Source organism: Aliirhizobium wenxiniae (assembly GCF_014201355.1).
Lineage (GTDB): Bacteria > Pseudomonadota > Alphaproteobacteria > Rhizobiales > Rhizobiaceae > Neorhizobium > Neorhizobium wenxiniae.
In genome coordinates this window covers 1,291,112-1,312,485 of record NZ_JACHEG010000001.1, presented here as the reverse complement: position 1 = coordinate 1,312,485, position 21,374 = coordinate 1,291,112, and the positions used below count along the sequence as shown (strand labels likewise).

At 59.5% G+C, this 21,374-nt stretch carries 13 protein-coding genes; 4 read left to right on the top strand and 9 right to left on the bottom strand.

Going from position 1 to position 21,374, the window contains the following annotated elements:
- Positions 1 to 11: 11 nt before the first annotated feature.
- The 6 genes from glgB to HNQ72_RS06365 all read right to left on the bottom strand — a co-directional run bounded on the left by glgB (position 12) and on the right by HNQ72_RS06365 (position 12,694).
- Positions 12 to 2,228 (bottom strand): 1,4-alpha-glucan branching protein GlgB, encoded by a 2,217-nt coding sequence (glgB, locus tag HNQ72_RS06390; RefSeq protein ID WP_183990591.1) that lies wholly within the window; start codon positions 2,226 to 2,228, stop codon positions 12 to 14.
- The gene (locus HNQ72_RS06385; protein ID WP_183990589.1) at positions 2,228 to 4,690 is read right to left on the bottom strand and encodes a glycogen/starch/alpha-glucan phosphorylase; all 2,463 of its coding nucleotides are present in this window, start codon (positions 4,688 to 4,690) and stop codon (positions 2,228 to 2,230) included. The genes glgB and HNQ72_RS06385 overlap by 1 nt, the downstream gene beginning before the upstream one ends.
- 248 nt (positions 4,691 to 4,938) lie before the next feature.
- Positions 4,939 to 5,880 (bottom strand): TadE/TadG family type IV pilus assembly protein, encoded by a 942-nt coding sequence (locus HNQ72_RS06380; protein WP_183990587.1) that lies wholly within the window; start codon positions 5,878 to 5,880, stop codon positions 4,939 to 4,941.
- Between the two features lie 133 nt (positions 5,881 to 6,013).
- On the bottom strand, positions 6,014 to 6,892 hold the full coding sequence (locus tag HNQ72_RS06375) for a transglutaminase family protein (protein WP_183990585.1): 879 nt from the start codon (positions 6,890 to 6,892) through the stop codon (positions 6,014 to 6,016).
- Positions 6,893 to 6,913: 21 nt separating this feature from the next.
- Positions 6,914 to 9,304, bottom strand: coding sequence for a circularly permuted type 2 ATP-grasp protein (locus HNQ72_RS06370; RefSeq protein WP_183991375.1), 2,391 nt, complete (start codon positions 9,302 to 9,304; stop codon positions 6,914 to 6,916).
- A gap of 36 nt (positions 9,305 to 9,340) precedes the next feature.
- Entirely contained in the window at positions 9,341 to 12,694 is a 3,354-nt protein-coding gene (locus tag HNQ72_RS06365; RefSeq protein ID WP_183990583.1) for a transglutaminase family protein, read from the bottom strand.
- 353 nt (positions 12,695 to 13,047) lie between these two features.
- Here HNQ72_RS06365 and HNQ72_RS06360 point away from each other — a divergent pair, with 353 nt between their 5' ends.
- From HNQ72_RS06360 to HNQ72_RS06350, 3 genes are all read left to right on the top strand, one after another.
- Entirely contained in the window at positions 13,048 to 14,856 is a 1,809-nt protein-coding gene (locus HNQ72_RS06360; protein ID WP_183990581.1) for an ABC transporter ATP-binding protein/permease, read from the top strand.
- Positions 14,849 to 15,583 carry a DUF1003 domain-containing protein gene (locus tag HNQ72_RS06355; RefSeq protein ID WP_183990579.1) on the top strand — a complete coding sequence of 245 codons (735 nt, stop codon included), beginning with the start codon at positions 14,849 to 14,851 and terminating at the stop codon, positions 15,581 to 15,583. Before HNQ72_RS06360 ends, HNQ72_RS06355 begins: the two co-directional genes overlap by 8 nt.
- Before the next feature lie 261 nt (positions 15,584 to 15,844).
- Positions 15,845 to 16,591 carry a F0F1 ATP synthase subunit A gene (locus HNQ72_RS06350; protein ID WP_183990577.1) on the top strand — a complete coding sequence of 249 codons (747 nt, stop codon included), beginning with the start codon at positions 15,845 to 15,847 and terminating at the stop codon, positions 16,589 to 16,591.
- Positions 16,592 to 16,635: 44 nt separating this feature from the next.
- Here the strand turns inward: HNQ72_RS06350 and HNQ72_RS06345 are convergent, their stop codons facing one another.
- Together HNQ72_RS06345 and HNQ72_RS06340 are read right to left on the bottom strand one after the other, a co-directional pair.
- On the bottom strand, positions 16,636 to 17,517 hold the full coding sequence (locus tag HNQ72_RS06345) for a DMT family transporter (RefSeq protein ID WP_244654306.1): 882 nt from the start codon (positions 17,515 to 17,517) through the stop codon (positions 16,636 to 16,638).
- A gap of 111 nt (positions 17,518 to 17,628) precedes the next feature.
- The gene (locus HNQ72_RS06340) at positions 17,629 to 18,201 is read right to left on the bottom strand and encodes a TetR/AcrR family transcriptional regulator (protein ID WP_183990575.1); all 573 of its coding nucleotides are present in this window, start codon (positions 18,199 to 18,201) and stop codon (positions 17,629 to 17,631) included.
- 138 nt (positions 18,202 to 18,339) lie between these two features.
- Between HNQ72_RS06340 and HNQ72_RS06335 the strand changes: the two genes are divergently transcribed.
- Positions 18,340 to 18,897, top strand: a complete 558-nt coding sequence (locus HNQ72_RS06335; RefSeq protein ID WP_183990573.1) for a DUF308 domain-containing protein — start codon at positions 18,340 to 18,342, stop codon at positions 18,895 to 18,897.
- On the opposite strand, the gene HNQ72_RS06330 is transcribed toward HNQ72_RS06335, so the two are convergent.
- Positions 18,894 to 20,963 (bottom strand): ATP-dependent helicase, encoded by a 2,070-nt coding sequence (locus tag HNQ72_RS06330; RefSeq protein ID WP_183990572.1) that lies wholly within the window; start codon positions 20,961 to 20,963, stop codon positions 18,894 to 18,896. The genes HNQ72_RS06335 and HNQ72_RS06330 overlap by 4 nt on opposite strands.
- Between the last annotated feature and the right edge of the window lie 411 nt (positions 20,964 to 21,374).

The following is a 21,374-nucleotide window of genomic DNA, read 5'->3' as shown; positions in this document are numbered from 1 at the left end:
GTTCTCCTCCCTTAAGCGTTGTTTTCGAGTTCCAGCATGATTGTCGCCAACGGTGGCAAAGTCACGTCCGCCCAGATGCTTCCTCCTGCATCCACGGCCTGAACCTTTCCGCCATTGCCCTTGCCGCTGCCACCATAGATCTCGGCGTCGGTATTGAGCACCTCTCGCCATTTCCCGGCATGGGGCAGGGGAAGTCTGTAGTTTGCGCGGTAGACGGGCGTGAAATTGGTGATGACCGCCACCGGTTTTTCACCCGGTGCCATGCGCAGCCAGGCGAAGACTGAGTTGTCCGCATCGTCGACCACAAGCCAGCGAAAACCTTCGCCCTCGCAATCGCGGGCATGCAGTGCGGGCTTTGAGCGGTAACAGAAATTGAGATCCCGTACGAGGCGGCGCATGCCCTGATGCGGGTGGTAGGCCAAGAGGTTCCAGTCGAGAGACTTGCTTTCGCTCCACTCGGCCCATTGGGCGAATTCCTGTCCCATGAAGAGCAGCTTCTTGCCCGGATAACCCCACATGAAGCCGTAATAGGCTCTGAGGTTGGCGAATTTCTGCCAGTCGTCGCCCGCCATCTTGGCGATCAGCGATCCCTTGCCGTGGACCACTTCGTCATGGCTGAGCGGCAGGACGAAGTTTTCGGCGAAGGCATAGACCAGGCCGAAGGTGATGGCATTGTGGTGGTGCTTGCGGTGGATCGGCTCGCGCGCGAGATAGCTCAGCGTGTCATGCATGAAGCCCATGTTCCACTTGAAGCCGAAGCCGAGGCCGCCTTCATGCACCGGTGCTGAGACCTTTGGCCAGGAGGTACTCTCTTCGGCAATCGTCATCACGCCCGGGTGCGTGCCGTAGGAAAGCGAATTCATCTTCTGCAAGAAACGGACGGATTCCAGATTTTCCCGACCGCCGTATTCATTGGGGATCCATTCGCCCTCACGGCGGGAATAATCGAGATAAAGCATCGAGGCGACGGCATCGACGCGCAGGCCGTCGAGATGGTATTTTTCCGCCCAGTAGAGCGCGTTGTTGATCAGGTAGGATAGGACCTCGACGCGGCCGAAATTGTAGATCGCGGTGTTCCAGTCCGGGTGATAACCTTGGCGCGGATCGGCATGTTCATAAAGCGCCGTACCGTCGAAATCGCGCAGCCCGTGGGCGTCGGTCGGGAAATGCGCCGGAACCCAATCGAGGATAACGCCGATGCCGACCTTGTGGCAGCCGTTGACGAAACGGGCAAAGCCTTCCGGCTCTCCGAAACGGGCGGACGGCGCATAAAGCCCAGTCGTCTGGTAACCCCAGGACGGGTCATACGGGTGTTCGGTGATCGGCAGAAACTCGATATGGGTAAAGCCCATATCGACGCAATAGGGGATGAGGCGCGAGGCAAGCTCGTCCCATGACAAGAACGAGCCGTCGTCGCGGCGCTGCCATGATCCCGCATGCACTTCATAGATGGTGATCGGCTGGCGGCGGTGATCGGCCTTTTCCCAGAATTCCCGGTGAGCCTGATCTTCCCATACCTGCGCCAGTTCCGGTGATGTTACCGAGGCAGTCTTCGGTCGCATCTCGGCTCGCCGTGCAAACGGGTCTGCCTTCAAGGGCTGCAGCTTGCCATCCTTGCCGATGATCTCGAACTTGTAGGCGGTGCCGGCCGGAACGTCGGGCGCAAAAATTTCCCAGATGCCGGTATCCTGGCGCAGCCGCATGACATGGCGGCGGCCATCCCAATTGTTGAATTCGCCGACGACAGAGACGCGCCGTGCATTTGGTGCCCAGACAGCGAAATGAAAGCCCTCGACACCCTCATGCTTGAGCGGATGGGCGCCCATCTTGTCGAAGAGCCTCAAATGCGAGCCTTCGCGTAACAGATAGTCATCCATCGGACCGAGAACCGGGCCGAAGGAGTAGGGATCGGTCACGGCCCATTCCACGTCACCGCGCTGAGCGCGGTAACGGATAGGCTGGAGTTGGGCCGCGTCGACGAGGCCTTCGAAATAACCCGCCTCATGACGGCGGGTCAGTTCGCCGAGTTCCGTGCCGCTGAGCGAAAGCACGGTCACCTCTTCGGCACCAGGGATGAAGCAACGGGCACGATATTTTTCGCCAAGCTTGTGAAGCCCAAGCACGGCGAAAGGATTTGCATGCCTGCCTGCCAATATCGCCTCGATCTCGGATAACGGGATTTCTCCAGGAGCTCTCCCGTCATCGAGCGCGGTCGGCGATTTTGTCATCAGGCTCTCCAGATTTCCGACGCGTACTGGCGGATTGTGCGGTCCGAAGAGAACCAGCCCATCCGGGCGGTATTGCGAATTGTCTTTGAATACCAGGATTTAGGGTCTGACCAGATTTGGTCAACCGTACGCTGTGCCGCAGCATAGGCATCGAAGTCGGCAGCGACCATGAACCAGTCATGATTATAGATGCCGTCGATCAGTTCCTGGAAACGCGAACGGTCGTCCGGCGAGAAGACGCCGGAAGCGATGGCGTTCAATGCCTGGGCCAGTTCCGGCGATTGTTCGATCACGGCGCGGGGATTATGCCCGTCCGAGCGAACCTTCGCCACTTCGTCCGCGGTCAGGCCGAAGATGACGATATTGTCGTCGCCTACGTGTTCGCGCATTTCGACATTGGCGCCGTCGAGCGTGCCGATCGTCAGAGCGCCGTTCAGTGCGAATTTCATGTTGCCCGTGCCGGACGCTTCCATGCCGGCGGTCGAGATCTGCTCTGAAAGGTCGGCGGCGGGCACGATCGTTTCCGCCAGCGAGACATTGTAGTTCGGCACGAAGACGACCTTCAGCAGGCCGCGCACCGAAGGGTCGTTATTGATCACGCGGGCAACGTCGTTCGCCAGTTTGATGATCAGCTTGGCGTTGTGATAGCTCGGCGCCGCCTTGCCAGCGAAGAGTTTTACCCGCGGCACCCAGTCCAGCTCGGGGTGGGAGCGGATCTGGTCATAAAGCGCGACGGCTTCGATGATGTTCAGAAGCTGACGCTTGTATTCGTGGATGCGCTTGATCTGGATGTCGAACAACGCCGACGGATCGAGCCTGATACCCATGCGGCTGCCGACGAGGTTGGTGAGCGTCGCCTTGTTTGCCCGCTTCACTGCGGCGAACTTCTCCTGGAAGCTTGCATCGTCGGCGAACTTGTCGAGTTCGACCAGCGCCTCGGTATCGTCGAGGAACTTGTCGCCGATTGCATCGCGGATCAGCGAGGTGAGGCCGGGATTGCACTGCATCAGCCAGCGGCGAGGGGTGATGCCGTTGGTCTTGTTGTTGATGCGGGTCGGGTAGAGCGTGTGCAGGTCGGCAAAGACGGTGACCTTCATCAGGTCGGTGTGCAGCGCCGAGACACCATTGATTGAATGAGAGCCGACAAAGGCGAGGTTGCCCATGCGCACCCGACGCTCACCGCCTTCGTCGATCAGCGAGATGGCGCGGACCTGCGTGTCGGAGAATTTCTTCTCCTTGCGGGCTTCCAGAAGGATTTTGGCGTTGATCGCATAAACGATCTGCATGTGGCGCGGCAGAAGACGCTCGAAAAGCGGCACCGGCCATGTTTCCAGCGCTTCGGGCAGAAGCGTGTGGTTGGTGTAGGAGAAGGTCTGGCGGACGATTTCCCAGGAGACGTCGAAATCCATGCCATGGATATCGACGAGCAGGCGCATCAACTCGCCGATCGAGACGGCCGGATGCGTATCGTTCAGCTGGATCGAAACCTTCTCGTGCAGGTTGGTGAAATCCGGATATTGCTGCAGATGGCGGCGCAGAATGTCCTGCAATGATGCCGACGAGAAGAAGAATTCCTGACGCAGGCGCAGTTCCTGCCCGGCCGGGTTTGCGTCGGCGGGATAGAGTACCCGGGTGAGCGATTCCGCCTTGTTGCTCTCGCGCAGCGCGCCGATATGGTCACCGGCATTAAAGGCATCAAGCAGGATCGGGTCGATCGGCTGGGCCGACCAGAGGCGCAACGTATTGACGCGCTTGCCGCGCCAGCCGACGATCGGCGTGTCATAGGCCATGGCGATGACACGCTCGGCCGGCTTCCACACGTAACGCGGCAAATCCTCGTACCCGCCGACGGTTTCCACGGATCCACCGAAGCCGATTTCGTAGGAGCTCTCGCGGCGTTCAAATTCCCAGGGGTTGCCGTGGGCAAGCCAGGTTTCGGGCAACTCGACCTGCCAGCCGTCAGCCATCTGCTGACGGAACAGGCCATGGATATAACGGATGCCGTAGCCATAGGCCGGAATATCGACCGTTGCCATACTCTCCATGAAACAGGCGGCGAGGCGGCCAAGGCCGCCATTGCCGAGCGCGGCGTCCGGTTCCAGACCGGCAATCACCGACACGTCGACACCAAGCGAGGAGAGCGCGTCGCGGATTTCCTGCATCAGGCCGAGATTGCTGACCGCATCGCGCATCAGGCGGCCGATCAGAAACTCCAGCGATAGATAATAAACCCGCTTCTGCCCGGTCCGGTAGGCCTGGCGAGTGCTCTCCATCCATCTGTCGATAATTCTGTCCCGGACAACCAGAATGGTTGCCGTCAGCCAGTCATGGGGCTTGGCCACCTGGGCATCCTTGCCGATGCGGTAGGTCAGGCGTTCGATGATCTCTTCCGCCATGATTTCAGGGCGGGAGCTGCGCGGGGCGGGATAAGGAATTTCGACGGGGGGAGTTGTGTTGTTCATATAGTCGCCAATTGTTCTCGGTTGAGCGGGTGGAGGAATATCCGATTCAGTCGATATGGCAGAATGTTACCGGCACAGTTATGCATCGTTGTGAACGGCATGCAACGGCGGAATTGAAGATGGTTGCCAGAGGGTAATTATAAGTATCTGCCCAGAAAGCAGAAAACCCCGCGGCGTGCGGGGTTTTGTATAAGGTCATGGCAGTCTCACAGCAATTCTTCCGCCGGATTGGCGATGATCACTGGGTCTTATTTGCTCAAGCGGACAAACTGGCCATCAGGTGCGCAGGTCGTCGTTGCGGTGTAAAAGAAGTCCTGTCTTGCAAAATCGCCACCGTCTTCCCAAGCGTGCGTTGATGTCTTGTCGCAGACAAGAATATCGTCCAGCGGGCTGGTCACGCCTTTCGGAAGCTGTTTCCCTCCCACAAACAGGTAATAGCTCGTGTCAGGGTTATCGGTGCGCAGAACGTTGTTGAATTTTGAGTATTGTGACGACGTATCCTTGCTGCAGGTCACTTTATTGTCTTTTGTTATCGTAGCTTTCTCACCGATGTTACATCCGTCTTCCTTGATGTCCATCTGAAGAACGAGCTTCGAATATTTGCCCAGATCAACGGTGCCTGATGGGTCAACTACCCATGTGCCTTGACCACCGTTGTCATGTGTCGTGGGCTGATAGGTCACTGTCCCTACGACTACTTCGTTTGTCGTGTTGGGCCTTACAACGCGAATTGTGACCTTCTTCCAGAACCAACCTTGTATCTTTGTTGGAGTGAACTTCACCGTTTTCGGCATCATCGGAGCGACCGATTGCGAAGTCACACCGACATCAATGCTGGACAGCCCTGCGACCTGCATGAAACTGTTCTGGGATTTGCCCTGGATTGCAACGTCAACGTTCTGGCCTGTCATGGTGACGGTATAAGTGGCGCCGCTGGGAAGCTTGTCCATGTAGCCTTTCAGGAACGCCTGTGCCTTTGCGATAGCTGCGGCTTGATTTGTGCCATCATAAACAGCACCGCCAGCGAGTGCCGCTGCATCCGCGATACCCTGCATATTCGTTCTTTGGGTGTAGGCTGTACTGACATCGATGACGCTTCCTCCTGCGAAAAGAAGGGGGACCATCATGATGGCTGTCATCATGCCGAAATTACCGCTGCGATCGTCTGCAAAACGCTTGAAAATGGCCATGGTGGTCGCCGTCCTTAGTTGCGACCGGCAGATTGGGTCGCTCTAATCGGCTTTTGCAGCAATAGCTCTGCAGAATGATTTAATGGAAATATTTGGATTTTAGTGACTAGGCAGAATCAGCACCAAAACGGGTCTACTTGACCGGAATTACGTCAACGGCCTGATCGGCCTTCTGATTTCCGTAACCTTTAAGCACTCCGATGACCGGTGCGACATCGGAATAATCACGTCCGTAACCGACGACGATGTGGTCGCTGCCGGCTGGAATATCGTTGGTCGGGTCGAGTTCGACATAACCAAGCGCATCGCCGCACCAGATGCGTACCCAGGCATGCATGGCGTCCGCCCCTTCAAGCCGTTCCTTGCCCGGCGGCGGGATGGTGCGCAGGAAGCCGGAGACGTAACCCGCCGGAATGCCGAGGCTGCGCAGGGCCACGATCATCACGTGGGAGAAATCCTGGCAGACGCCGCGTTTCAGCTTGAAAGCTTCCTTCGGCGTGGTGTCGACCGTCGTTGCCTCGGGATCGTATTTGAAATCCTTATGGATGCGGGTGCAGAGAGCGGCGGCGATCTCGCGCACCGTCTGGCCCGGCTTCACGGCTTGGCGCGCGTAAGCCGCAATCGCCGGTTCCTCCGGTAATCTGGGGCTGGAGCCGGTAAAATGATGCGGCGAGGACGGGTCGACGGACCAGACTTCGGCCAGCTCCTTGCGCAACACATCGAGCGTTGGGGAAAGATCCGCCTGCATGGTCGGCGCCTCGACCATGACACGGGCCTGCATGCGGATATCCAGCCGATCATGCGGGGCGCGGACAAGAACTGATGTCGCCTGCTGGCCGAAGAAATCGATGAAGGTGACCTTTTCGTCGGTTGCCGGCGAGACGGTGACCGAACCTGCGATCAGGCGCTGGCGGTCTGGCAGCGAGAGCGGCAGAAGCCGGATGACATGGCGCGCGCCAGAGGCCGGGACATCATAGGTGTAACCCATATGGAGAGAGAGGTCGTAGAGCATTCGTCGTTCCTCCCTTTCAACTCAACTGCAATAGGTCCGGACGAGAAGATCGGAGAGGTTTTCCAGATCCTTTTCCAGCCTGCGATAGACATCCTCGTTCATCGTCTCCGGCGTCATCACTGCCAGCCCGGAATGGAGGCGCATGGCCTCGCGATAGAAGGGCGACATCTGGCCGTTTTCGAAGGCGTTCGGCAGCTTTTCCACCTCGGTGCGGATCTCGTTCAACTGGAACAGGATCGAGCGTGGATTGAGCGGATCGAGCGCGAGCAGGTCATTAACCGTGAGCCGCGCCGTGTTGACGTTGTAGCGGCGGCGATGGGTCATGACGCTGTCGCCGATCTCGAGCAGCATGTCGAGCGAACCGTCGGGCGCATCCGGGCCGGAGAGGTGAGCAAGCATGCGCGTCATGTGCAGGCCGCGTTCCAGATGGCGGCCGATCGAAAGAAAACGCCAGCCGGTGAAGCGGTACATGTTTTCATGCACGAGACCGGCAAAGCCTGCGAGCTTGCGCAGCAGGATGGTTGCGGCATGGGCTGCGTCATCGCCCGGCTGCGCCGCTTCGTGGAAGCGCTTGGCAGTTTTGGCAAGGTCGGTCAGCGCCAGCCATCCATCCGGCGAAAAACGGTCGCGGATATTGCTGGCGGAATAGATGGCGCTGTTGATGTTGGCAAGCAGCGGCTCGGGCACGGCCTTGACCATGTCCATGTCGATCGACTTCAGATAGCGGGTCACATCCGCAAGCAGGGGTGCGTTCGGATCGGCCGATTCCGCGTAACGCAGGTGCCACGAACGCAGGATGCGCAATGCGCCTTCGGCGCGCTCGATATAGCGGCCGAGCCAATAGAGATTGTCGGCGGCGCGGCTCGGCAGCGAACCCGGCATGTTGCGGGTAAAGCTCTCTTCCGGCGGCAGCAGGGTCGATTTCGACACCGGCTTGTCGGAGACGATCCAGACGTCGGCCGCTGCACCGCCCGACTGCATGGCAATCGCGGCGACATCATCGCCGGTGCCGATACGGGCAAAGCCGCCGGGCATGATTTCCCAGCCATTTTCTGTGCGGGCGGCAAAGACGCGTAGAGACATCGGCCGCGGCGTCAGCTTGCCGTCGACCCAGGTCGGCGTCGTCGACAGGGTAACGACTTCCTGGCCAACGAGTTTTGCACCTTCGCTCGCCAGCCAGTCGCCGACCGTGTCTTTCGCTGTTTCGCGCAGCGACGAGCCGAGCACTGACTGGCTGTTGTCGTCGAAAAAGGGCAGGCGGGAATAGGCGGGGCCTATCACCATGCGCTCGATATTCTTCGCCACATGCTCGCGCTCGGATTGCTGGCCGCACCACCATGTGGCGATCGACGGCAGGATCGGGTCTTCCCCGAGAAGCCGGCGGCAGATGGTCGGCGCAAAGGCCAGAAGCGCGCGGGTTTCGAGAATGCCCGAGCCGAGGGCATTGACTAGGGTCAGCGAGCCCGATCGCAGCGCCTGCACCATGCCTGGCGTGCCGATATGCGAATTCTGGTCGAGTTCCAGCGGATCGGCATAGGAGGCATCGAGGCGGCGCCAGAGCACGCCGACCGGTTTGAGGCCAGCGACGGTGCGAACCATGACGCGGTTGTTGACGACGGTTAGGTCTTCGCCTTCGAGCAGCATGAAGCCGAGATAACGGGCGATATAGGCGTGTTCGAAATAGGTTTCGTTGGCCGGGCCGGGGGAAAGAACGGCGATCCGGTCATCCGGGTATTGCTTGCGCGATTGCAGCGCATCGCGGAATGCGCCGAAGAAGGAGGCGAGGCGGTGGACGTGGGTCTCGCCATAGATGTCGGAGAAGGCGCGGGTTGTAGCGACGCGGTTTTCCAGTGCGAAGCCTGCACCCGAAGGTGCCTGGGTGCGGTCTGCCAGAACCCACCAGTTGCCATCCGGGCCGCGACCGATCTCGAAGGAGCAGAAATGCAGGTAATGGCCGCCGACCGGCTTTACACCGACGAGCGGACGCAGGAATTCCGGATTGGCGGCAATCAGCTGCGGCGGCACAAAGCCTTCCTGCACCAGCCGGTTTTCACCATAGATATCGGCGATCATCGCCTCGAGCAGGTCGGCGCGCTGTTGCAGGCCGCGAGAGATGTTCTGCCACTCATCTTGCTGGATAAGGACCGGGATATGCGAGAGCGGCCAGTTGCGCTCGCCGGTGCCGCCGGGGCCGGTGCCGCCATAGGTGCGGTAGAAAACGCCGGCATCGCGCAGATAACGGTCGGCGCGGGCGAAACGTTCGTAAAGATCGCCTTCCGACAGGCGGCTCAGATGGGCGATCAGGTTCTGCCAGACGGGCTTGATCTCGCCGCGGGCATCGAGCATCTCGTCGGCCACGCCGGGGAGCGCGGCATAACCGAGGATCGGATCGTGTTCGATCTCCTCATCCATGCGTCGTTCGCTCGCCGTGCCAGTCGTCAATTCGCGTCATACTCCTTGCGGCCGGCGGAGATCGAGCGTCAGGGGGAATTCGGGCGAAGGCGTCTCCGGCAAAAGGGGATAAAATCCCGCCGTGTGACCCCAGGGCTCGAACCGCGCCAGACGCCGCGCTTCCGCCTCGTTGCCGTTCACCGGGAAGGTCTCATAATTGCGGCCGCCCGGATGCGCAACATGATATCTGCAGCCGCCAATCGCGCGGCCGGACCATGTATCATAAATGTCGAATGTAAGCGGTGTGTTAACCGGCAGGACGGGGTGCAGGCCGGATGACGGTTGCCATGCCTTGAAACGCACGCCGGCGACCGAGACATCGGATTGCCCGGTTTGCTTCAAGGGGACCGCGCGGCCATTGCAAGTGACGGTGTAGCGGGCCGGGTTGGAGGTCTCCAGCCTCACCTGAAGGCGCTCGACGGAACTGTCGACGTAACGCACGGTGCCGCCGATCGCGCCCTGTTCGCCCATGACGTGCCACGGCTCAAGCGCCTGCCGCAGTTCCAGCTTGGCGCCTTCATATTCGACCTCGCCGAAGAAGGGGAAGCGGAATTCCAGCTGCGCCTCGAACCATTCGGGCCTGAGATCGAAGCCGTTTTCGCGCAGGTCCTGCAGCACGTCCATGAAATCGGCCCAGACGTAATGGCCGAGCATGAAACGGTCGGCGAGCGCCGTGCCCCAGCGGACGAATTTGCCCTGAGCCGGGTTCTTCCAGAAGCGGGCGATCAGCGCACGCACCAGAAGCTGCTGGGCAAGCGACATGCGGGCATTCGGCGGCATTTCGAAACCGCGGAATTCGACAAGGCCGAGGCGGCCGGTCGGGCCGTCTGGGGAAAACAGCTTGTCGATGCAGATTTCCGAACGGTGGGTGTTGCCGGTGACGTCGGTCAAAAGATTGCGGAACAGGCGGTCGACCAGCCAGGGAAGCGGCGGCACGCCCTGTCCGGGAGCGGGCACCTGGGCGAGCGCGATTTCCAACTCGTAGAGACTATCGTGGCGGGCCTCGTCGATCCGCGGCGCCTGTGAGGTCGGGCCGATGAACAGGCCGGAAAAGAGATAGGAAAGCGACGGGTGGCGCTGCCAGTGCAGCACGAGGCTTTTCAGCAGGTCAGGCCGGCGCAGGAAGGGGCTGTCATTCGGATTGGCGCCGCCGACCACGACATGGTTGCCGCCGCCGGTGCCGGTGTGGCGGCCGTCGATCATGAACTTGTCAGCGCCGAGGCGGCTCTGACGCGCCTCCTCATAGATCGCGGTGGTGATGTCGACGGTTTCCTTCCAGCTCGAGGCCGGATGGATATTGACTTCGATGACGCCGGGATCGGGGGCGACGCGGATGACGTTGATGCGCTCATCATGCGGCGGTGCGTAACCCTCTATATGCACCGGCAGGCCCAGCCTGGCGGCAGCATTTTCGGCGGCTGCGATCAGTTCGAGATAGTCCTCGATCCTTTCGACAGGCGGCATGAAGACACAAAGGCGGCCATCGCGCGGCTCTACGGAAATTGCGGTGCGGACAGCACCGCCGATCTCACCCAGTGTCTGCTCGATACGGCCGAGATTGGTTGGGTCGCCCGCCTTGAAGGAGGATTCCGGCATGGCCCGGCCTTGCGATGCATGCCCGGCGGGCACGAACGTAGCCGGCAGTGCGCCACGCGGGATCGACGGGTCGGCCTCATGGATATAGGGAAACTGAGACGGCGGAATATAGGGTAGAGTACCGAGTGGTAGGCGATAACCGACAGGGCTGTCGCCGGGAACGAGAAAGATGCGGCCCCGGCGGGTGCGCCATTTTTCGCTGATCCAGCGGCGGCTGACGGGCGTGCCGCCAGCTTGCGCGTTCCACGCTTGCACAGGCAGGACATGGCCGGTCGGTTTTGTCAGGCCACGCTCGAAAACGCGGGCGATGCGGTTGCGCTCTTCCGGATCCTTGAGCCTGGAATTGGATGGATCGACATTGTCCGGAAGCGAGCCTTCCTTGATGATCCATTCGGCCGGGTCTTCATAGGCCGGCATCACCATGTCGGGTTCGATGCCGAGTTCGCCGGCCAGGGCAGTCAGGAAATTTTGCGAATCGTCTTCGCTGACGCCATGGTCGCCGCCTTCCTGTGCGACGAGGTCCGGGTTCTGCCAGATCGGCTTGCCGTCCTTGCGCCAGTAGAGCGAGAAGGTCCAGCGCGGCAGACTTTCGCCCGGATACCACTTGCCCTGGCCATAATGCAGAAAACCGCCCGGAGCGAATTTTTCGCGCAGGCGACGGATCAGGATGTCTGCCTTTTCCCGCTTGGTGGGGCCGACGGCACCGGTGTTCCATTCGTCGGATTCGAAGTCATCGATCGACACGAAGGTCGGCTCGCCACCCATGGTGAGACGCACGTCCTGTGCTGTCAGAAGGCGATCCACCTGTTCGCCGAGTTCGTTCAGTGCTTCCCAGCTCTCATCGGAAAACGGCTTGGTGATGCGCGGATGTTCGGCGACGCGGGCGATGTTCATCGCGAAGTCGAAAGATGTTTCGGCCTCGCCGAAATAACCGCCGGAGATCGGCGCGGCATTGCGGTAATGCGGTGTTGCCGCGAGCGGAATATGGCTCTCGCCGGTCAAAAGGCCGGAGGTCGGGTCGAGGCCGACCCAGCCGGCGCCGGGAAGATAGACTTCGCACCAGGCGTGAAGATCGGTGAAATCCACCTCGGTGCCGGAGGGACCGTCAAGCGCTTTCAGGTCCGGCGTGAGCTGGATGAGGTAGCCGGAAACGAAGCGTGTGGCAAAGCCGAGATTGCGCAGGATCTGGACGAGCAGCCAGCTCGTATCGCGGCAGGAGCCGAGTGCTGCCGCCAACGTTTCCTCCGGCGTCTGGACGCCGGGTTCCATACGGATGACATAGTTGATGGCTTGCTGCAGCCGGGCGTTGATCCCGACGATCATATCGACAGTCGGCTGGTCCGGAGACATGTCGAAATTCTTCAGGTAATCGACCAGCGCCGGGCCGGGCGGTTCGGGGATCATGTAGATCGAGAGATCCTCGACCAAGTCTTCAGGATATTTGAATGGCCATTTGGTGGCCTCTTCCTCGACGAAAAAATCGAAGGGGTTGTAGACCGTCATGTCGGCGACAAGATCGACCTCGATCTTGAATTCGGTGACCGGGTCCGGGAAAACGAACCGCGCGAGATAGTTGCCGTAAGGGTCCTGCTGCAGGTTGACGAAGTGGTTTTCCGGCGTGACCTTGAGCGAATGCGACAGCACTTTCGTGCGCGAATGCGCGGCGGGCTTGAGGCGGATGATCTGGGGTCCGAGACGGACGGGCTTGTCGTATTTGTAGTGGGTGAGATGATAGATGCTTGCCTTGATCGACATGCTGTCCCTTCGAATGCCCTTATTCTGGGCGCTCCCGTTTTCCCCTTGTCAGGGCGTTCCCGCGGATGCTGTTTTTCGGCCTCGTTCAGTGGGCCGGTGCATCACTATTGCGGCTAAGTTTGTGCAATGCGGAAGAAGAAAGCAAGGACGATTGCGCGGTTATTGCTTAGGCGAAACAGGGTGAGATCGATTTATGGCAGCACGTTCTTCCAATTCAGCCCCATGGTTGCCCAGTATAAAGTGATGACAAGCGGAAACCGAAGGTGAAGCGCCTCCGCCTGTACAACCCTTTACCGCGTGGTAAGTCTGCAGGAAGCATAGAGTCATGACATTGCGAGAGGAGCCAGTCGCAGATGTCTAACGCGGCCGCAGCAGCCACCGAACCTTATGAACTTCCGCTTTCCGGCCAGCTCCGCATGATGATGGGAGCATTCTGGGCATCGCCGGTGCGCCGCCAGCTTGTGCTTCTGGCGATCGCGCTTCTGGTCATCATCATTGCGACGACCTATGCGACCTATCGATTGAACGAGTGGAACGGACCGTTTTACGATGCGCTCGAGCGGCGCGACATGGCAGGCTTCCTCAAGCAGCTCGGTGTGTTCGGTATCATCGCCTTCTGCCTGACGCTGCTCAACGTGATCCAGACATGGCTGAACCAGATTACCGCACTGAAGATGCGCGAAGGGCTGGCACGCGATCTCGCCAATGTATGGCTGACGCCGGGGCGGGCGCTGAAGCTCGCGGGCGCGGGATCGATCGCCAATAATCCCGACCAGCGTCTGCATGAGGATACCCGCATCCTTGCGGAGAACACTACGGCGCTGGCTATCGGTCTTGTCAATTCGACCATCCTGCTCGGCAGCTTCATCGGCGTGCTCTGGGCGATTTCGACGGATTTCGGCTTCAACATCGCCGGTCATCACGTCGTCATTCCGGGCTACATGCTCTGGGCAACCATCCTTTATGCGCTGACGGGGTCGGTGCTCAGCAATGTCGTCGGCAGCATGCTGGCAAGGCTCAATGCCGATCGTTATGCGCGCGAGGCGGATCTTCGCTCCGCGCTGGTTCGCGCCAACGAGAACCTGAAGCCGATCACCCTTGCGCGCGGCGAGCCGAGCGAGCTTGCCCGGGTGCAGGATGCGATCGGCGGCGTGCTCGGCATGCTGCGCAAGCTTGCCTGGGCGCTGACCAATCTCACCTGGGTCTCATCCGGTTTCGGCTGGCTGGCGCTTGTGGCGCCGATCATCATTGCCTCGCCGATGTATTTTTCCGGCGAACTGACATTTGGCGGTTTGATGATGGCGGTTGGGGCGTTCAACCAGGTGAATACGGCGTTGCGCTGGTATGTGCAGAATTTCAGCGTCATCGCCGACTGGCGGGCCACACTCGCCCGCGTTTCCTTCTTCCGCAATGCATTGCTGATGGCCGATACACCTGCAAAGGAGGGCCAAGTCATCAACTACCAGCACGGCGTAGAAGGCGATGGGGTCTCTGTGAGGGGTGTCGAGGTTTATGGCGAGCCGGACATGGGAGCCGACGGGCACGGCATCAAACTGAAAGAAGATGGGTTCACGGTCGAACCCGGAGAGCGGGTGATGGTCAATGGAGATCCCGGTACGGATCGCCACCTGTTCTTCCAGGCGCTTGCCGGAATATGGCCCTGGGGCAGGGGCGAAATCCGGCTGCCGCAGGCAGAAAGGATGATCCTGATGCCCCAGGAGGGCTATCTGCCGACTGCGAAGCTGCGCGAGGCCATTACCTACCCATCAGGTATTCCCGATGTCACCGACGAGGCGTTGAAGGCTGCTCTGCTGCAAGTGGGCCTCGATCGTTATGTCGGGCAACTGGACAAGGTAGAGCGCTGGGATCGGGTTCTCGACAAGGAGGAGGAAGCGGCATTGCAGGTGGCCAATGCGGTCCTGCGCAAACCGGACTGGCTCGTCATGGACGACGTCCTGGAAGGGTTGGAGCCGGAGGTGCGCGTGCAACTGATCGGTGTTCTCGAAGGCCTTGAAGGCACGACCCTCATCTATGTCGGTCGCTCAGAAGACTTCGCCAATCGGTTCAAGCCGAAGATCTACCATGTTGCGCCGCTTCATCCGAACGGGGGAATGGAAATGGGCGAGACAGCGCCCCAAACGTCGGTGAAACTGCATGAATAATCACTCCTCGCTCGCCAAAAACGGACAGGCCAGGACTGGCCAATGTATCGTCTGCGGCAGGACCTTTCCGTTGTCGAAGCTGCACAAGGCCGGCAGTCTCAGGCCGCATCTCTACGAGATGATTGCCGAAGAGGTCACAGACTGCGCTCCCACGAGCCTGATCTGCGACGAGGATCTTGCGCGCTTTCGGCGCCGCTATGTCGAGAGGCTTCTGGAAGAAGAGCGTGGGGAGCTTTCCGATCTCGACCGACATGTTCTGGACAGCTTTGAAAAGGGAACGCTGACGGTGCAGACGAATTCTGCAACAGCGGTCGATAAGAAACCCAGTTTCGGCGAGCGTGTTGCCGACAAGGTGGCGTCCTTCGGCGGTTCGTGGACTTTCATCCTGTCCTTTATCGCCGTTCTGGTGATCTGGATGGCGATCAATCTCGTCGGCGTTTTTGCCCATCCTTTCGATCCCTATCCGTTCATCCTTCTCAATCTCGTTCTCTCCTGCCTGGCTGCCCTGCAGGCACCGGTGATCATGATGAGCCAGAAGCGGCAGGAGGAGAAGGACCGTCTGCGGGCCGAGAACGACTACATGATCAACCTGCGCGCCGAACTCGAAATCCGGCAATTGCACGAGAAGATCGATCACCAGATGGCCAAGCAATGGGAACGGCTTGCCGAACTTCAGCAAATCCAGATCGAGCTTCTGGAGAAGCGAGATGATCCGCGGAAGGGGTAATGGCTAACAAGTTAGTGAAGCCATCTCCTTGGGTCGTTGCATCGGAGCGTAGACATCGCTAATAAGCCGTTGCGCTGGACGACCTGCGCCTTGAAACGTTCCGGGGACGGCCCCTTCTCTTAAACGAGATCGGTATGCCGCCAGCGAACACTTTTCCCAATCCTGTAGTCTCGACGGTTCGCGAAACTCGCTTGTCCGGCAATGCTTTTGCTTTGCCGGTGCAGCGTGTTTTGGCGTGTCCGTTTCATCACAGAGGACATTATGGCCGGACCCATTGAACAGTTCGAAATCAAGACGCTTGTCGATATCGGCATTGCGGGCGTGGACCTGAGTTTTACCAATGCATCAGCCCATATGGTGCTGACGGTCGCGATCGCCAGCGCCTTCCTGCTCTTTGCTTCCAGTGGCCGGGCGCTCGTGCCCGGCCGGTGGCAATCGAGTGCGGAGCTGCTCTATGAATTCGTCATGAAGGTGCTGAAGGACAATGCGGGAGAAAGCGGCATGCGCTTCTTCCCCTTCGTCTTCTCGCTGTTCATGTTCATTCTCGTGGCAAACATGATCGGCATGTTCCCCTACGCCTTCACTGTTACCGCGCAGATCGTGGTGACATTTGCCCTGGCCGCGCTCGTCTTCGCTCTCGTTACGCTATACGGGATCGTGCGCAACGGCTTCGGTTTCTTCCGACTGTTCATGCCGGCGGACGTGCCGATGGTGCTGGCACCGATCATCGTGCCGATCGAGGTGATTTCCTACATATCGCGTCCGGTCAGCCATTCAGTGCGCCTTTTCGCGGTGATGTTGGCGGGGCATATCACGCTCAAGGTCTTTGCCGGCTTCGTCGTCTCGCTTGGCGGGTTTGGCGTGCTCGGGATGGTCGGCGCCGTACTCCCGCTGTTCATGACTGTCGCGATTACGGCGCTGGAATTCATGATGGCAGGTATCCAGGCCTATGTCTTCACCATGCTGACCTGCATGTATCTCAATGACGCCCTGCATCCGGGGCATTGACCGTAAATCGGGCGCCGTCGACGAGACTGCGCCCATTCATGCGATCAATTTGGTGTCTGCGGGATGCGGCTTGCATTCGGTCTGCGCAGGTTGAAGAGGTTGCCGGCCACGATCAGTGCCGCGCCGACCGCCATCAGCGTATCCACACCTTCGGAATACATGAAATAGCCGATCACGGCAGAAAGCGGCACGCGCAGATAATCCATCGGCATTGCCACCGTCGCATCGGCATAAGACAGCGCCTTGGCGATGCAGAAATGCGCGAACGTGCCTGTGAATGCGATGACGAAAATCCACGGCCAGACGCCGGCTGACGGCCAGGTCCAGACGCGCAGCGCCGGAATGAGGCCGATGATCGACTGGATGATCAGCATCCAGAAGATGATCTTCGTGGCGCTGTCCGTGCGGGTCAGGAATTTCGTCGCAATGAAGGACACGGCGAAGAAGAAGGCTGCGCCAAGCACGACCATGTGACCGGGATCAAGAGGTACGGCACCCGGCTTGATGATCAACAGCACACCGACAAGGCCAAAGCCGATCGCCACGCATTTGCGCCAGGTCAGACGTTCGCCAAGGAAGGTTGCCGCCATGAGAGCGGCCCAGATCGGCGCGGTGAACTCGATGGCGATGACCTGGGCCAACGGTATCATGGTGATGCCCATCAGCCAGGTGAACTGGCCGACATAATGGGCGATGTTCCGGGCGATATGAGCCGGCAGGATGCCCGTGCGCATGGCCTTGAAGCCACCCTCACGATACACGAACGGGAGAAGCATGACGAAGGCGATAACCGAACGCATCTCCATAGCCTGGAAAACGTCGATCTCGCGTGTGACCTCTCGCCCGGAAACCGCCATGAGCAGGAAGAGGGCAATTGATGCCATCATCCATCCGGCTGCCTTTGCGATTGATTGTGTATTCTCCACCCGTATTTCCTCCTGCGGCATGCTAGTTCCGGCAATGCCCTATAGGGTTTCAGTGGCTAATGGAAATGGCCTTTTCGCCACAGAGGACGTCATCGTTTGAGGGTAGGCCCTCTACGCCGAAAGCCCTCGCAGCTGCGAAGCGATGATGGCCGCAAATATCTCAGGTCTGCCGAGCGCGCGTGCTGAAAGCATCGCGCCATGGACGCAGGCCATGAGTATCTGCGCTTCTTCCTCCGGCGTTCCGGTCAATCTGAACCGGCCCTGTTCAGTGCCGGCCTTCAGGACGGAGGTCAGCCAATGGCCCAGATTTTCGAAATGCCGTCTGACATGTAAGGCGACCTCTTCCGGCAAAAGCTCCATTTCGCTTGCCAGCATCGCGCAGACGCAGAAAGGCTCCGAAGCTTCGACGATGCAGGATTGCCAGTGTTGGAAATAGGCCTGTAACTGGTCGGCCGGGTTTGGGAGATTGGCGGAGACCGCGGCCAGGCCATCTTCCGCCTGTTTTGCATATCGTTGCAGCAGGACGGACGCGAGATGCGCCTTGGTCGGAAAATGGTGATGAATGCTCGCCTTGCGGATGCCGACGGCGGTTGAGATATCGGCATAGCTGAAGCCGTTATAGCCGCCTGCCACGATCAGCACCTGGGCTGCGTCGAGAATTTTTTCCGAGGTCGTCTGTTCCATATCGCTGCCTACCTCCCAGTCGGAAGGCAGTCAATATTTGCGATCTGCCATGCTCGCAAAGTTGTGAGGCCGGGTTCGGATTGACTCATATCCAATGTTCTACCTATTAGTAGGTAGACTATAAATGAGGAACTTATCATGTCTGTTCAATCCCCCGTGCAGTCGAGCTGGCTGCGGTCCTATTATTTCGTGCGTGCGCTCTTCTCGATCGCCTGGATTGGCGCTGCGTTTCTTGCTCACGGCCAGACCGCGGTGGCGTCGCTGCTATTGGTGATTTACCCGGCCTGGGATGCGATCGCCAATCTTGCCGATGCTCGCGCCAATGGCGGGCTTGCGGCCAACCGCTCGCAAATGCTGAATGTCGTTGCCAGCAGCATCATGACGATGGTGGTGATCTTCGCGGTGATGACGAGCAGTTATGCCGTACTTGCAGTCTTCGGCCTCTGGGCAATCCTGTCCGGGCTGCTGCAGCTTTATACCGGTGTGCGGCGCTGGCGGATTGCCGGGGCCCAATGGGTGATGATCCTCAGCGGCGCACAATCCACGCTCGCAGGCGGTTTCATGATCAGCCGTTCAGTGGCCGATGTCGTGCCGACCATTCTCGATATCGTGCCTTATGTCGGCTTCGGCGCCTTCTATTTCCTGCTGTCCGGCCTGTGGCTTACCGCGGCAGCCTGGAGACAGGCAAAGGCCTAACGCCACATGCCGCGCATGCGGGCTGTGACGTCTATTCGCACCTGCTGACGATGCTGCCTTTCGGCATCGGACATGGGAGCGACCACCGGCCAGGCGGAGGTTTCGAAGAACTGCAGAAGCGTTGCCGGAATGAAGCGGGTACGGGCGGCGTATACATGCCGGTCACCCTGCGAATGCTGGCCATGAACGAAGAAACGCTGCGGCGTGATGACGTGCAGATGATCCTTGGCGCGGGTCATCGCCACGTAGAGCAGGCGGCGTTCCTCCTCGATCTCGGCTGTCGATCCGACGCCGAGATCGGATGGGATGCAGCCGTCGACGCAATTCAGCAGGAAGACCGAGCGCCATTCCTGTCCTTTGGCCGAGTGAATGGTCGAGAGGATCATGTAATCCTCATCAAGCAGCGGTACACCGGCCTGATCGCTGGTCGCATCCGGCGGGTCGAGCGTCAGTTCGGTGAGGAAGCGTTCGCGCGAGGCATAACCCGAGGCGATCTGTTCGAGTTGCAGAAGGTCTGCCTTGCGGGTTTCTGCGTCCTCGTGGACGCGTTCGAGATGCGGCTGGTACCATTCCCGTGCCGTGCCGATTTCTGCCGGCCAGCCCTCGTTCTTGCGGATAGCGGTCAGCATTTCGATGAAGGCAGGCCAATCTGCTCCGGAACGGGGCGGGGCTGGGATTTCCTGAAGGGCTGCGAGCGGCTCCGGATCGGTCGCGATCGCATCGAGGATTTTGCCGGCGGTCTGCGGGCCTATGCCGGGGATAAGCTGCATCAGCCGGAAGCCGGCAACGCGGTCGCGGGGGTTTTGGGCGAAACGCAGCGCCGCCAGCATGTCCTTGACATGGGCGCTGTCCAGGAATTTCAAACCGCCGAACTTGACGAAGGGGATGTTGCGGCGGGTGAGTTCCACTTCCAGTGGACCGGAATGGTGCGAGGCGCGAAACAGTACGGCCTGCTGTTTCAGCGTCATGCCGGTCTCGCGATTTTCCAGCACCTTTTCGACGATGTAATTGGCCTGCTCCGTCTCGTCCTTGACGGCAACGAGTCGAGGGCGCTCTTCCGATTGGCGGTCGGTCCAAAGGTTCTTGGTGAAGCGCTCGCGGGCAAGCTCGATCACGCCGTTTGCCGCAGCAAGGATCGTGTTCGTCGACCGATAATTGCGATCCAGTGTGACGATACTGGCCGGCGGATCGAATGTATTGGGGAAGTCGAGAATGTTGCGGATCGTCGCGGCGCGGAAGGAATAGATGGACTGCGCATCATCACCGACGACGGTAAGCCCGCGACCGCTGGGTTTCAGGCCCAGCAGGATCGAGGATTGCAGCCGGTTGGTATCCTGATATTCGTCGACCATGACGTGATCGAAGCGGGCGCCGACATCCTCGGCGATGGAAGGCTCGCTCATCATCTGCGCCCAGTAGAGCAGCAGGTCGTCGTAATCGAGAACGTTCTGGGTCTGCTTGGCTTCCACATAGGATGCGAAGAGTTCGCGCAGCTGTTTTTCCCAGGCCTGGCACCATGGGAACCAGGTTTTCAGAACCTCATCCAGCGGCGTTTCGGAATTGACCGCACGGGAATAGATGGCAAGGCAGGTGCCCTTGGTCGGGAACCGGCTTTCCATTTTCGAAAAGCCAAGTTCGTGCCGCATGAGGTTCATCAGGTCGGCGGAATCTTCCCGGTCGTGAATAGTGAAGTCGGGGTCGAGGCCGATCTGGTAAGCGTAAATACGCAAGAGCCGCGAGCCGATGCCGTGGAACGTGCCCGCCCAGGCCAGCGCGTCGGTCATGATGCCGGCATTCGCGCCCATCACCTGCTTGCAAATGCGCTCGACCCGGCGACCCATTTCGGAGGCCGCGCGACGGGAAAAGGTCATCAGCAGGATGCGGCGCGGATCGGCGCCCGAGACGATCAGGTGGGCAACGCGATGGGCGAGCGTGTTGGTCTTGCCCGAGCCAGCGCCGGCGATCACCAGAAGCGGCCCGGCGGGGCCGCCATTCGGGACGTCCGAACCATGCTCGACAGCACGGCGCTGGGCGTCATTGAGTTTTTCCAGATAGGCGACCGACATCAAATTCCGCAAGTTGTTCCCGATGTGTTCGTTAGCTGTAACTGATTCGCTCGGGAACAGGCATATGGTGCTGTGGAAGGAAGAGAGGGTGTGAAGGCGAGATTGGGGAGGGCGGCGTTCAGGTGTCTGTCAGGATCAAGGTTCAGTCGGGTCCGGTATCGACCAGACCAAGGACGCACAGCCACAAGCCAGTTTGTTTTTTCACCAATCGAGCGACATTCCAAATAGACATTTTTAGCCGATTGAAATATTTCAACCGGATACTTAACTTATTGTTTTTGAATTGTTATTTTGAATTTCTTGTGTCTTTTTCTCCGGATTAAACTTGACCACCCTTGTCCTGTTTGGCTATGAGGACGCCGTGAGTTTTCCACGGAGGCGATCTTGAAAACTTTTTCTTTCCTGGCAGGC

Bases quoted from the DNA above. Each gene is read 5' to 3' on its own strand.
- HNQ72_RS06335 (WP_183990573.1), top strand. From the start codon at position 18,340: ATGTCTGTTCAATCCCCCGTGCAGTCGAGCTGGCTGCGGTCCTATTAT.
- HNQ72_RS06340 (WP_183990575.1), bottom strand. From the start codon at position 18,201: ATGGAACAGACGACCTCGGAAAAAATTCTCGACGCAGCCCAGGTGCTG.
- HNQ72_RS06350 (WP_183990577.1), top strand. From the start codon at position 15,845: ATGGCCGGACCCATTGAACAGTTCGAAATCAAGACGCTTGTCGATATC.
- HNQ72_RS06355 (WP_183990579.1), top strand. From the start codon at position 14,849: ATGAATAATCACTCCTCGCTCGCCAAAAACGGACAGGCCAGGACTGGC.
- HNQ72_RS06370 (WP_183991375.1), bottom strand. From the start codon at position 9,304: ATGGATGAGGAGATCGAACACGATCCGATCCTCGGTTATGCCGCGCTC.
- HNQ72_RS06365 (WP_183990583.1), bottom strand. From the start codon at position 12,694: ATGTCGATCAAGGCAAGCATCTATCATCTCACCCACTACAAATACGAC.
- glgB (WP_183990591.1), bottom strand. From the start codon at position 2,228: ATGACAAAATCGCCGACCGCGCTCGATGACGGGAGAGCTCCTGGAGAA.
- HNQ72_RS06385 (WP_183990589.1), bottom strand. From the start codon at position 4,690: ATGAACAACACAACTCCCCCCGTCGAAATTCCTTATCCCGCCCCGCGC.
- HNQ72_RS06360 (WP_183990581.1), top strand. From the start codon at position 13,048: ATGTCTAACGCGGCCGCAGCAGCCACCGAACCTTATGAACTTCCGCTT.
- HNQ72_RS06380 (WP_183990587.1), bottom strand. From the start codon at position 5,880: ATGGCCATTTTCAAGCGTTTTGCAGACGATCGCAGCGGTAATTTCGGC.
- HNQ72_RS06330 (WP_183990572.1), bottom strand. From the start codon at position 20,963: ATGTCGGTCGCCTATCTGGAAAAACTCAATGACGCCCAGCGCCGTGCT.
- HNQ72_RS06375 (WP_183990585.1), bottom strand. From the start codon at position 6,892: ATGCTCTACGACCTCTCTCTCCATATGGGTTACACCTATGATGTCCCG.